The sequence below is a fragment of the uncultured Sphingomonas sp. genome (assembly GCF_964235535.1).
Lineage (GTDB): Bacteria > Pseudomonadota > Alphaproteobacteria > Sphingomonadales > Sphingomonadaceae > Sphingomonas.
The window spans coordinates 1-11,454 of sequence record NZ_CAXSBH010000070.1 but is presented as its reverse complement, the minus strand read 5'-3'; the positions used below and the strand labels follow the sequence as shown (position 1 = coordinate 11,454).

The 11,454-nt window shown below is 68.2% G+C and carries 12 protein-coding genes; 9 read left to right on the top strand and 3 right to left on the bottom strand.

The window, feature by feature from the left end; genetic code table 11:
• Positions 1 to 1,575, bottom strand: a 1,575-nt coding sequence (gene ctaD / locus ACFE7F_RS14730; RefSeq protein WP_375404605.1) for a cytochrome c oxidase subunit I, incomplete at its 3' end; no start/stop codon positions are given.
• 2 nt (positions 1,576 to 1,577) lie between these two features.
• Complete coding sequence (coxB, locus tag ACFE7F_RS14725; RefSeq protein WP_375404606.1) at positions 1,578 to 2,789, bottom strand: cytochrome c oxidase subunit II; 1,212 nt, start codon at positions 2,787 to 2,789, stop codon at positions 1,578 to 1,580.
• 203 nt (positions 2,790 to 2,992) lie between these two features.
• Here coxB and pyrE point away from each other — a divergent pair, with 203 nt between their 5' ends.
• The 8 genes from pyrE to ACFE7F_RS14685 all read left to right on the top strand — a co-directional run bounded on the left by pyrE (position 2,993) and on the right by ACFE7F_RS14685 (position 9,360).
• Entirely contained in the window at positions 2,993 to 3,583 is a 591-nt protein-coding gene (pyrE, locus tag ACFE7F_RS14720) for an orotate phosphoribosyltransferase (protein ID WP_375404604.1), read from the top strand.
• Positions 3,584 to 3,794: 211 nt separating this feature from the next.
• Positions 3,795 to 4,433: a hypothetical protein gene (locus ACFE7F_RS14715; RefSeq protein WP_375404603.1), complete on the top strand. Its 639-nt coding sequence runs from the start codon at positions 3,795 to 3,797 to the stop codon at positions 4,431 to 4,433.
• Positions 4,430 to 5,182, top strand: a complete 753-nt coding sequence (locus tag ACFE7F_RS14710) for a pyridoxine 5'-phosphate synthase (protein WP_375404602.1) — start codon at positions 4,430 to 4,432, stop codon at positions 5,180 to 5,182. The genes ACFE7F_RS14715 and ACFE7F_RS14710 overlap by 4 nt, the downstream gene beginning before the upstream one ends.
• Positions 5,179 to 5,607, top strand: coding sequence for a holo-ACP synthase (acpS, locus tag ACFE7F_RS14705; protein WP_375404601.1), 429 nt, complete (start codon positions 5,179 to 5,181; stop codon positions 5,605 to 5,607). Before ACFE7F_RS14710 ends, acpS begins: the two co-directional genes overlap by 4 nt.
• Positions 5,604 to 6,524 (top strand): signal peptidase I, encoded by a 921-nt coding sequence (gene lepB / locus ACFE7F_RS14700; protein ID WP_375404600.1) that lies wholly within the window; start codon positions 5,604 to 5,606, stop codon positions 6,522 to 6,524. Before acpS ends, lepB begins: the two co-directional genes overlap by 4 nt.
• A 6-nt stretch (positions 6,525 to 6,530) precedes the next feature.
• Entirely contained in the window at positions 6,531 to 7,166 is a 636-nt protein-coding gene (gene maiA / locus ACFE7F_RS14695; protein WP_375404599.1) for a maleylacetoacetate isomerase, read from the top strand.
• 47 nt (positions 7,167 to 7,213) lie between these two features.
• Complete coding sequence (locus ACFE7F_RS14690; RefSeq protein WP_375404598.1) at positions 7,214 to 8,170, top strand: hypothetical protein; 957 nt, start codon at positions 7,214 to 7,216, stop codon at positions 8,168 to 8,170.
• Positions 8,167 to 9,360 carry a glycosyltransferase gene (locus ACFE7F_RS14685; protein ID WP_375404597.1) on the top strand — a complete coding sequence of 398 codons (1,194 nt, stop codon included), beginning with the start codon at positions 8,167 to 8,169 and terminating at the stop codon, positions 9,358 to 9,360. The genes ACFE7F_RS14690 and ACFE7F_RS14685 overlap by 4 nt, the downstream gene beginning before the upstream one ends.
• Here the strand turns inward: ACFE7F_RS14685 and ubiG are convergent.
• Positions 9,303 to 10,082 (bottom strand): bifunctional 2-polyprenyl-6-hydroxyphenol methylase/3-demethylubiquinol 3-O-methyltransferase UbiG, encoded by a 780-nt coding sequence (ubiG, locus tag ACFE7F_RS14680; protein WP_375404596.1) that lies wholly within the window; start codon positions 10,080 to 10,082, stop codon positions 9,303 to 9,305. The genes ACFE7F_RS14685 and ubiG overlap by 58 nt on opposite strands.
• Positions 10,083 to 10,135: 53 nt before the next feature.
• Here ubiG and ACFE7F_RS14675 point away from each other — a divergent pair, with 53 nt between their 5' ends.
• Positions 10,136 to 11,407: an aspartate kinase gene (locus ACFE7F_RS14675; protein WP_375404595.1), complete on the top strand. Its 1,272-nt coding sequence runs from the start codon at positions 10,136 to 10,138 to the stop codon at positions 11,405 to 11,407.
• The last annotated feature ends 47 nt before the right edge of the window (positions 11,408 to 11,454 follow it).

Here is an 11,454-nt window from a genome sequence, read left to right as displayed (position 1 = left end):
CTTCTTGCCCGCCAGCATCGAGTAGATCAGGTTGACGAAGAACACCGCCATGCCGATCGCCATGATCATGTAGCCGTAGCTGGCGATCGTGTTCCAGTATTCGAACGCGTCGGGATAGTCAGAGATGCGGCGCGGCATGCCCTGGAGACCCAGGAAGTGCATCGGAAAGAACAACACGTTCACGCCGACGAAGAACACCCAGAAGTGCAGCTGGCCGAGGAACTCGTTGTACATCTTGCCCGACATCTTCGGGAACCAGTAATAGAAGCCCGCGAACAACGCGAACACCGCGCCGAGCGAGAGCACGTAATGGAAGTGCGCCACGACGTAGTAGGTGTCGTGCATATAGTCGTCGATGCCGCCGTTCGCGAGCACGACGCCCGTGACGCCGCCGACGGTGAACATGAAGATGAACCCGATCGCCCAGACCATCGGCGTCTTGAACGACATGGAGCCGCCCCACATGGTCGCGATCCACGAGAAGATCTTGATGCCGGTGGGAACCGCGATGACCATCGTCGCGGCGGTGAAGTACATCTTGGTGTTCACGCTCAGGCCGATCGCGAACATGTGGTGCGCCCACACGACGAAGCCGACCACGCCGATCGCGACCATGGCGTAGGCCATGCCGAGATAGCCAAAGACGGGCTTGCGGCTGAAGGTCGCGATCACCTGGCTGACGATGCCGAAGCCCGGCAGGATCATGATGTACACTTCGGGATGACCGAAGAACCAGAATAGGTGCTGGTAGAGCACCGGATCGCCGCCGCCTGCGGGATCGAAGAAGGTGGTGCCGAAATTACGATCGGTCAGCAGCATCGTGATCGCGGCCGCGAGGACCGGGAGCGCGAGAAGCAGGAGGAAAGCGGTGACGAGTACCGACCAGACGAACAACGGCATTTTGTGCAGCGTCATGCCCGGCGCGCGCATGTTGAAGATGGTGGTAATGAAGTTGATCGCACCCAGGATAGAGCTGGCGCCCGCGATGTGGAGCGACAGGATCGCCATGTCGACCGACGGCCCGGGCTGCCCGTAGGTCGACAGCGTCGGATAGACCGTCCAGCCGGTGCCCGCGCCACCCGCAAAAGGCGAAGCGAGAAGCAGCGCGAAAGCGGGAATCAGCAACCAGAAGCTGACGTTGTTCATGCGCGGGAACGCCATGTCGGGCGCGCCGATCATGATGGGGACGAACCAGTTGCCGAAGCCGCCGATCATGGCGGGCATGACCATGAAGAACACCATGATCAGGCCGTGCGCGGTGATCAGGACGTTCCACAGATGAAGCGACGCGTCGAGCGACCCGGTGCCGCCGTTCATCATATTGGCCCAGCCGCCCAGATACTGGATGCCGGGATGCGCCAATTCGGCGCGCATCAAGCCGGAGATCGCGCCGCCGATGATGCCAGCGACGATCGCGAAGATCAGATAGAGGGTGCCGATGTCCTTGTGATTGGTGGACATGAACCAACGCGCGAAGAAGCCGGGTTTGTGATCGGCGTCGCTATGCGAATGGTCGCGGGCGCGGTCGTCCGCCTGGAAAGCGAAACCGCCGGGTGACAGGGCTGTATCGGTCATGATCAGATTCCAGGGTTGCCGAGACCAGGCTCGTTGCCGGTCGCTCGTTCCACTTTGGGTTGTACGCGGATGGTGGCGTTTTCGAGAGGTACGCCCTCACCCTCCACGCCGTTGGACGTATCGTCGGCGACGTCGGACTCGGCCTGCGGGATGACCTTGTTCGAGGCCTGGCCGGCGCGCGGCATGGTGCCGCCCTTGGCCGCGATCCAAGCCGCGAACTGCGCGGGCGATACCGCCTGCACCCCGATCGGCATAAACGGATGGCGCGGACCGCACAGCTCGGAGCACTGGCCGAAATAAAGGCCGGGCTTCTCGATGGTGAAGCTGGTCTCGTTCAGGCGGCCGGGGATCGCGTCGAGCTTCATCCAGAAAGCGGGCATCGCCCAGCTGTGGATGACATCGTTCGAGGTCGTGATGAGGCGGATCGGCACGCCGACCGGCAGCACGATGCGGTTGTCGGTGGCGAGCAGGCGGGGACCGTCGGCGTCGGTGCGAGCACGCTCGCCCGGGTTGACCTCCTTGGCCTCCTTGAGCATGTTGGCCGTTACCTCGAACCCGCCGTGATCGGGATATTGATAGGTCCAGTACCACTGGTTGCCGATGGCCTTGAGCGTCACCGCGCCCGACGGAGCGGGCTTGAACTGCGCCTGGAGGAGCCCGATCGACGGTACCGCGATCAGGACGAGCGCAACCACCGGAAGCAGCGTCCACAGCACCTCGATCGTGGTGTTGTGCGACGTCTTGGACGGGATCGGGTTGGCGGCGCGGCGATAGCGGATCACGACCCAGACGATAAGTCCGAGCACCAGTACGCAGATGGCGGTGATGACGGGAAATAGGATCGAGTTGTGCATCCACATCGCGAAGTCGCCGTTCTTGGTGACTTGAGGCTGGATGTCGAAGCCCCTGGCCACCGGGACGCCGATCGCGCGGTTGCCGTCGAACACGGGCGCGCCGTTCTGGGCGAGGAGCGGGCTGTCGGGCGCGGCGGGCGGGGTCGCCGACGCGGTGGTGGGCGCGGTGCTGGTCGACCCGGCCGAGTTGGCGGATTGCTGCCCACCCTCGACCGCGGGCGGCGCTACCGGGGCCGGCAACGGCGCGGTGACAGGAGCGGTCGGTGCGGGGGCGGCCGGAACGGATGCGGTCTGGGCGACGGCCACGCCGGCGAGCGCCAGGCCGAGTGCCAGACCGAGAGAGGTGATCGCGGAGCGCATGGGCTTCATTGAGACCTTATGGCGATGTGTCCGTGCCACCTCATACACCCGTGGCGTCCGGCTCCATTCAACTGCTTGAAGCCTATATGCGCCGGTGAGCCCGCCCGGCAAGCGGCCGTCCCCGCAAAATTAACATGCGATCACGTTGCGCGGCCGCCCCGCGCTTCGTAGAGCGCACGGGTGTCAGGAGCGCGTCCGAGACGATGACCGACGATGAGGTCCTAGCCGAGTTCCACGCCGCCGCCGCGCTGCTGGAGGGGCATTTCATCTTGTCGTCGGGGCTGCGCAGCCCGCGCTATCTGCAATGCGCGCGCGTGCTGATGAACCCGCGCCGCGCCGCGCGGCTGGCCGAGGCGCTGGCGGCGCGGCTGCCGGACGAGGTGCGCGCGAGCGTGACGGCGGTGGTGTCGCCGGCGATGGGCGGCGTGATCGCGGGGCACGAGATGGCACGCGCGCTGGGTATCGAGGCGATGTTCCTGGAACGGCCCGAGGGCACCTTCGAGCTGCGGCGCGGGTTTCGGCTGGAGCGTGGGCAACGGGTTCTGATGATGGAGGACGTGGTGACCACCGGCCTGTCGTCGCGCGAGGCGATCGCGGCGATCGCGCGCGCCGGGGGCGAGACGGTCGCCGCGGCGGCGCTGGTCGACCGGTCGGGCGGCGCGGCCGATCTGGGCGTGCCGTTCCATCCGTTGATCCGGCTGGATGTGCCGAGCTACGCGGTCGACGCGCTGCCGCCCGACCTGGCGGCGATACCCGCGGTCAAGCCGGGGAGTCGGGCGGCGTTGGCAAGTTGAGCATCTGGCGCTATGTCTTGGTCCATGAAAATGGAAGTGATTAAGAAGCCGGGTCGAGTTCCCCGCTGGCGCTTGCGGGACGAAGAGGGGCAACTTGTTCTGCTCCGGCCGGGCCGGGTCTCACTTCCTCCTACGCCCGAGGAGAACCGCCGGTCTCGCGAGGCCGTGGACCGGGTTCTAATCGAGCTCGCGAAGGGTCGAGCGGCGGTCGATGGGGCTGGCTAGGAACGGTTCGGCGCACTCCGCCTCGGTATTCATCAACTGTCCGTTCGATCGGGGGTACCAGCCGCTATTCGATGCAATCGTTTTTGCGGTCGCTTACTGCGGTTTCATCGTTAGTAGCGCTTTGGAGGTCGTGGATAGCGGCGAGCTTCGTTTGGCGAAGATCGTCAAGCTCATCGAGGAGAGCTCGTTCAGCATCCACGACATCTCACGGATTGAACCGGACGGGAACACGGGGCTGCCCCGTTTCAACATGCCTATCGAACTCGGCATCGCGATCGGGATGAAATATCTAGGCCGAAAAGCTCTTCGGGAGCATCGTATTCTCGTCTTGGACGGTGCTCTTAAAACTGAACGGTTCCGCTACCAGGCGTTCGCGTCCGACCTGGCGGGAACGGACATCGGGTCCCATGAGGGTCGTCCTATCTTGGCGATCGAGGCCGTACGCGACTTCCTGGCTTCCGCCGCAAACTATCCGGTGCCGCATGCCGACGCGATCGGGGATGCCCTGAATGAGTTCGAGCTGACGTTGCCCGAGGTGGCCTTGGCGAACAAGCAACGTGTGGAGAAGCTCACGTTCGTGGACCGCTACCGTCACCTCGCCAACTTCATCGAGCGTTCCGCATGACACGCGATCTTCGACCCGGCGGTAAGGCCGGTCTTCGGCTCGGCGTCAACATCGACCATGTGGCGACGGTCAGGAACGCGCGGGGGGCGGGGTATCCCGATCCGGTGCGCGCCGCGCTGATGGCGGCGGAGGCGGGGGCGGACGGGATCACCGCGCACCTGCGCGAGGACCGGCGGCACATCACCGACGACGATATCGCGCGACTGTCGGCCGAGCTGACGGTGCCACTGAATCTCGAGATGGCGGCGACCGACGAGATGTTCGCCATCGCCATGCGCCACCGACCGCACGCGGCGATGTTCGTGCCCGAAAAGCGCGAGGAGCGGACGACCGAGGGTGGGCTGGACGCGGCGGGGCTGCATAACGTGCTGGCACCGATGGTGGCCGAACTGGGCGCGGCGCGGATACGGGTGTCGCTGTTCGTCGAGCCGGAGGCGCGGCAGATCGAGGCGGCGCTCCGGCTCGGCGCGCCGGTGATCGAGCTGCATACCGGGCGTTACGCCGAGCTGGCGGGCGATGCGCGGGCCGAGGAGCTGAGGCGGCTGGCGGACGCGGCGGCGCTGGCGGCGAAGAACGGGATCGAGGTGCATGCCGGGCACGGGCTGACATTCGACAATGTGCAAGGGGTCGCGGCCATCCCGCAGCTGCGCGAGCTCAATATCGGGCACTTCCTGGTAGGCGAGGCGTTGTTCGTCGGGTTGGGCGAAAGCGTACGGCGAATGCGCGAGCTGATGGATGCGGCTCGTTGATCATCGGCTTGGGCTCGGACCTGTGCAGCATCGAGCGGATCGCGCGGTCGATCGAGCGGTTCGGGGAGCGGTTCGAGCGCCGGGTGTTCACCGACGCCGAGCGCGCGCGGGCGGATCGGCGGCCGTTCACCAAGGCGGGGACGCTGGCCAAGCGGTTCGCGGCCAAGGAGGCGTTTTCAAAGGCGGTGGGTACGGGGTTCAGGCGCGGCGTGTTCATGCGCGACATCGGGGTGGTGAACTCGCCCAGCGGCGCACCGACGCTGGAGCTCACGGGCGGGGCGCGGGCCAGGCTTGACGCCCTGACGCCGGACGGCCACGTCCTGCGCGTGCATCTGACGCTGACCGACGATCATCCCTGGGCGCAGGCGTTCGTTGTGATCGAGGCGGTGCGGCCCCCGGAACCCTGCTCGGAACCGACTGAATGAGCGACACGGCGATCGAGAGCAGGTCCGGGACCAAGCCGCCGGCGAAACGCGGGACCGATTGGTTCGGCGAGGCCAAGGGGATCGCGTGGCTGATCCTGATCGTGCTCGGCTTCCACAGCTTCATCGCCAAGCCGTTCTACATCCCATCGGAATCGATGCTGCCCGGCCTGCAGGTCGGCGACCGGCTGGTGGTGAGCAAGTTCGCGTATGGCTGGTCGTTCGTGTCGCCGACGATCCCCTCGCCCACGGCCATCTTCCGCTCGCTGGTGCTCAGGCAGCCGGTCGACAGTTGGAGCGTGCCGGTGCCGTTCGCCAAGGGGCGGCTGCTCGGATCGCTGCCCACGCGCGGGGACGTGGTGATCGTGACGCCGCCGGGAACGCGCAACGATTACATCAAGCGGGTGATCGGGTTGCCCGGCGACCGGTTGGAGGTGCGCGGGGGCGCAGTGCTCATCAACGGGCGGCCGATTCGGCGGAGCGCGCCGCGCGACCGGCTGGTGCCCGTGGACGTCAATACGCCGTGCTCGCCGATGGAATATCCGGGCGCGAGGGAGCGGCTGCCGTCGGGTGAGGAAGTGTGCCGCCTGCCGATCGTGCGGGAGACGCTGCCCAACGGGCGGAGCTACGACACGGTCGATCTGGAGCCGAACAGCATCGGCGACAACTACCGTCCCATCGTCATCCCGGCCGATCACCTGTTCCTGATGGGCGACAACCGCGACCGGTCGGCGGATAGCCGCTTTCCGCTGGCGCAGCTGGGGCTGGGCGGGGCGGTGCCGTATGAGAATGTGGGCGGGCGGGCCGAGTTCGTGACCTTCTCGCTCGACGGGACGGCGGGGTGGAACCCGCTCACCTGGCCCGGGTCGTTCCGCGGCGGGCGCTCGGGAGCGTCGCTCCATCCCGACGAGACGCGGTGAGGTCGGGTGCTTAGGCTGCATGACTATTGGCGGTCGTCGGCGGCGTACCGGGTGCGGATCGCGCTGGAGCTGAAGAAGCTGGCTTATGCGACGGTTCCGGTCGATCTGGTTGCGGGAGCGCAACGAACGGCGGAGAACCTGGGCGTGAATGCGCAAGGGTTCGTGCCGACGTTGGTGCTGGAGGACGGGACCGCACTGACGCAGAGCCTGGCGGTCCTGCAATGGTTGGACGATACTTACCCGGAGCCGCGCTTCTGGCCCGCCGACCCGACCTCGAGGGCGCGGGCGACGGCGATGGCGCTGGTGATCGTCGCGGATATCCACCCGATCGACAATCTGCGCGTCCTGAAACGGATCGAGTCGCAGTTCGGGGCGGACGCGGACGCAAAGGCCGAGTGGTACCGGCATTGGGTAAGCGAGGGGCTGGGTGCGTTGGAGGCCATGGCGGGCCCCGGAATCTGCCCGTTCCTGGGCGGGGACGCGCCGGGGGTGGCGGACATCTGCCTGGTGCCGCAGCTCTACAATGCCCGGCGGTTCGACGTGGACTTGACGCCCTACCCCCGGCTGGTCGCGGCGAACGCGGCGGCGAACGAACTGCCTGCTTTTCAGGCCGCTACCCCGGAGCGGGCGCGTCCGGCCTGACGGTCGGTGTCGCGGGACCGCCATAATCGCGAGGCATGAGGCGGCCGATGGATCCGAGGCAAGCTGCGGGACTGAAGCCGGCGCACGCCGCCGCCGCGCCGCCGCCGATCGACGCCGCGGTGGCGATCGGGCTGGAGCCGCTGACCGACGCCCGCCGACGGTGGCCCGCCCTGCTGGGGGCGGGGCTGACGCTGGTGATGATCGCGGGCCTCGCGCGCGAGCTGCTGGGCGACGGGTTGGACGGGCTGACGCGATCGGTGCCGCGGAGCCCGGTGTTCTATCTGTTCTTCGCGCTGGCCTATCTCGCGCTGCCCGTCGTCGACTATCTGATCTTCCGCAAGTTGTGGCGCATCCCCGCGGCGGGGCTGGCGGCGACGCTGAAGAAGCGCGTCGCCAACGAGGTGCTGTCCTATTCGGGCGAGGCGTATTTCTACAGCTGGGCGCGGGCGCACGCGCCGATGGTCGCGGCCCCGTTCGGGGCGGTGAAGGATGTGAGTATCCTATCGGCGATGGCGGGCAACGCGGTCACGCTCGCGCTGATGGCGGCGGCGATCCCGTTCGGTGCGGCGTTGCTGCCCGCCGGATGGGAGGCGACGGCGGGCTGGTCGGCGGCGGTGCTGGTGCTGACCTCGCTGCCGTTCCTGGTGTTCCGGACCCGCGTCTTCTCGCTCGACCGGCCCGCGCTCCTGTGGATATTCGGGGCGCATGGTGGGCGGATATTGGGCGGATCGCTGCTGATCGCGCTCGCCTGGGAGGCGGCGCTGCCGGGGGCGACGACCCAGACCTGGCTGCTGCTGGCGGCGGGACGGCTGCTGGTATCGCGCCTGCCGCTGGTGCCCAACAAGGAGCTGTTGTTCGCCAATCTGGCGATCATGGCGCTGGGCGGCGACGGGGCGCTGGCCGAGCTGATGGCGTTCACCGCCGCGCTGACGCTGGTCGTCGATGCGGGCCTGCTCGCCGCGTTCGGGGTGGTCGCGCTAGTTCGGCGGCGTGTGTCGCGGTGAGGATCGTCGACGTCAACGAGTTCTACTCGCCGACGGGCGGGGGCGTGCGCACCTATCTGGAGCGCAAGATGGGGCTGCTGGCGGAGATGGGCCATGAGCTGATCGTCCTCGCGCCGGGCCCCGAGGACCGGATCGAGGAGCGGCCGGGCGGCGGGCGGATCGAGTATCTGCGGTCGCCGCGGCTGCCGTTCGACCGCAATTACGGGCTGTTCTGGGACGAGGCGGCGATGACGGCGGCGCTCGACCGGCTCCATCCGGACCTGGTGGAGTGTTCCTCGCCCTGGCGGCCCGCCTGGTTCGTCGCGAACTGGAAGGGAAATGCGCCGCGCGTGTTCTTCATGCACAACGACAACATGGCGGCGTACGCGCAGCGCTGGTTCGAGAATGTGGCGAGCGGCGAGCGGGTGGAGCGCGCGTTCGCCTGGTACACGCGGTATATGGGCCGTTTCCTCGAACGATATGACGCGGTCGTCACGAACGGCCCCGCGCTGGAGAAACGGCTGCGGGCGCGGGGCCTGCGCATCGATGCCGCCATGCCGCTGGGGATCGAGCGCGGGCATTTCTCGCCGGCCATGCGTGACGACGACCTGCGGCGGGCCATGCTGGCGCAGTTGGGGCTCGGGCCGGACGGGCTGCTGCTGTTGGGAATGGGGCGGCACCATCCCGAGAAGCGCTGGCCGCTCGTGATCGACGCGGCCGAGCGGGCCGGCGCGACGATGCCGGTCGGGCTGATGCTGCTGGGGCATGGGGGTCTCAGCCCCAAGCTCGAGCGGCGGGTGGCGGGCAGTCCGCATATCCGGCTGTTCCGGCCGGTGTACGACCGCGAGCGGCTGGCGCGGATCATGGCGAGCTGCGACGCGCTGATCCACGGGGCGGAGGGCGAGCCGTTCGGGCTGGTCGCGTCGGAGGCGATGGCGTCGGGCCTGCCGCTGATCGCGCCCGCCAGCGGCGGCTGCGCGGAGGTGGCGGACCGCCACGCGTCCGAGCTGTACGAGCCGCGTGACGCGGCGGCGGCGGCGGCGGCGATCGGGCGGCTGTTCGCGCGCGACCGGGCGATGCTCAGGCGCGCGGCGGTCACGGCGGCTGGGCGGGTGCGCAGCGACCGCGAGCATGCGGCCGAACTGATGCGGTACTATGAGGGGCTGGTGGCGGCCAAGGCAGAGGCAGGGCGGGCGGCCGTTAGGAAGTAATCGAGCTCGGTCGAGGCGGAGAGTTCGAAGCCGTGCGCGAGCGAGAAGGCCAGGCCGGTCAGGTCGCGGATCACCAGCCCCTCGGCCTCGATCAGCCGGGTAAGCTGGTCGGGGGTCAGGAACCGCTCCCAATCGTGCGTGCCGCGCGGGATGACGCCTGTCCCTTCCGCGACCGTGATCATCGCCAGGTGCGATAGCGGCGTACGGTTGGGGGTGGAGAGGATCAGCAGCCCGCCGTCGGCCAGCGCGCCCGCGAGGCCGCACACGAAGGCGGGACGGTCGCCGACATGCTCGATCACCTCCAGGCTGACGACAAGGTCGAAGCGTTCGCCTGGTCCAAGCGCCTCGATCCCGCCCGCGCGGTAGTCGATCGTGAGCCCGGCGGCTTCGGCGTGGGTCCTTGCGGCGGCGATTACCTCCGGCGCGGCGTCGATCCCGGTGACGGTCGCGCCCAGCCGTGCGAGCGGTTCGGCGAGCAGCCCCGCGCCGCAGCCGACATCGAGGACGCGCTTTCCGCCAAGCGGCGTGAAGGACTGCGGGTCGCCGCCCCAATGCGCATCCACCCGCGCGCGGATGTGGCGCAGCCGGGGCGGGTTGAGCTTGTGGAGCATCGCGGAGGTGCCGCGCGGGTTCCACCAATCGGCGGCGAGGCGGCCGAAATGCTCGGCCTCGGCCGCGCGGATCGTTCCCCGTTCGCCAAGGCCGTCACTTGCAACGCTCATGCCGCGTCCCCTATCAGGGCCGCTTGCCGCACCCAAGGGGGACGTATCGGGCGATGGCGCGGATCGTGATGAAGTTCGGGGGCACGTCGATGGCGGGGACGGAGCGCATCCGCTCGGTCGCAGCGCGCGTGAAGCGCGAGCGCGAGCGGGGGCATGAGATCGCGGTCGTCGTGTCGGCGATGGCGGGCGAGACCGACCGGCTGGTCGGCTTCTGCCGTGAGGCGTCGTCGCTCTATGATCCGCGCGAATACGACGTCGTCGTCGCGGCGGGCGAGCAGGTGACGAGCGGGCTGCTGGCGATCGCGCTTCAGGCGGCGGGGGTGCCCGCGCGGAGCTGGCTGGGGTGGCAGCTGCCGATCCGCACGTCGTCTGCCCATGCCTCGGCGAGGATCGAAGAGGTGGATATGGGCGCGCTCGAGGCGGCGCTCGGGCGGGGCGAGGTGGCGGTGATCCCGGGGTTCCAGGGCGTGAGCGAGGACGGGTCGGTCACGACGCTCGGGCGCGGCGGGTCCGACACGTCGGCGGTCGCGGTGGCGGCGGCGATGCGCGCGGAGCGGTGCGACATCTATACGGACGTCGACGGCGTCTACACCACCGACCCGCGCATCGTGCCGCGCGCGCGCAAGCTGTCGCGCGTGACTTACGAGGAGATGCTGGAGCTGGCGAGCGTCGGGGCCAAGGTGCTCCAGACGCGATCGGTCGGGCTGGCGATGAAGGAGCGCGTACGCGTGCGCGTGCTGTCGTCGTTCGAGGGCAATGACGAATCCGGGGAAGACGGCGCGCATGAGTCGTGGGAGCACAGGGGCACGCTGATCGTGGGCGAGGAGGAAGTGGACGAGATGGAACGACGCGTCATCACCGGGATCGCGCACGACAAGAACGAGGCCAAGATCACGCTGACCGCGGTGCCCGACAAGCCCGGGGCCGTCGCGGCGATCTTCGGGCCGCTGGCGGACGGCGGGATCAACGTCGACATGATCGTCCAGAACGTGGCCCACTCGGCGGGGTCGACCGACGTGACCTTCACGGTGCCGGCCGCCGACCTGGCGCGCTCGCTGGAGGTGCTGGGCTCGGCGCAGGGGGCGATCGGGTACGAGCGGCTGGTCCACGATACGCGGGTGGCCAAGATTTCGGTAGTGGGGGTCGGCATGCGGAGCCATGCGGGCGTGGCGGCGACGATGTTCCGGACGCTGGGCGAGCGCGGGATCAACGTCCAGGCGATCACGACCAGCGAGATCAAGGTCAGCGTGCTGATCGAGGAGGATTACACCGAGTTGGCGGTGCGGGTGCTGCACACGGCGTACGGGTTGGATGCGGAGGCTTAGGCTCCGTACTCAATCAGCTTGCGGTTGATCGTGTGGACTGGTTCAAG

What these genes read in the sequence shown, in the direction of transcription:
- coxB (WP_375404606.1), bottom strand. Translation starts at nt 2,789, where the DNA reads ATGCGCTCCGCGATCACCTCTCTCGGTCTGGCACTCGGCCTGGCGCTC.
- pyrE (WP_375404604.1), top strand. Translation starts at nt 2,993, where the DNA reads ATGACCGACGATGAGGTCCTAGCCGAGTTCCACGCCGCCGCCGCGCTG.
- ACFE7F_RS14715 (WP_375404603.1), top strand. Translation starts at nt 3,795, where the DNA reads ATGGGGCTGGCTAGGAACGGTTCGGCGCACTCCGCCTCGGTATTCATC.
- ACFE7F_RS14710 (WP_375404602.1), top strand. Translation starts at nt 4,430, where the DNA reads ATGACACGCGATCTTCGACCCGGCGGTAAGGCCGGTCTTCGGCTCGGC.
- lepB (WP_375404600.1), top strand. Translation starts at nt 5,604, where the DNA reads ATGAGCGACACGGCGATCGAGAGCAGGTCCGGGACCAAGCCGCCGGCG.
- ACFE7F_RS14690 (WP_375404598.1), top strand. Translation starts at nt 7,214, where the DNA reads ATGGATCCGAGGCAAGCTGCGGGACTGAAGCCGGCGCACGCCGCCGCC.
- ubiG (WP_375404596.1), bottom strand. Translation starts at nt 10,082, where the DNA reads ATGAGCGTTGCAAGTGACGGCCTTGGCGAACGGGGAACGATCCGCGCG.
- ACFE7F_RS14675 (WP_375404595.1), top strand. Translation starts at nt 10,136, where the DNA reads ATGGCGCGGATCGTGATGAAGTTCGGGGGCACGTCGATGGCGGGGACG.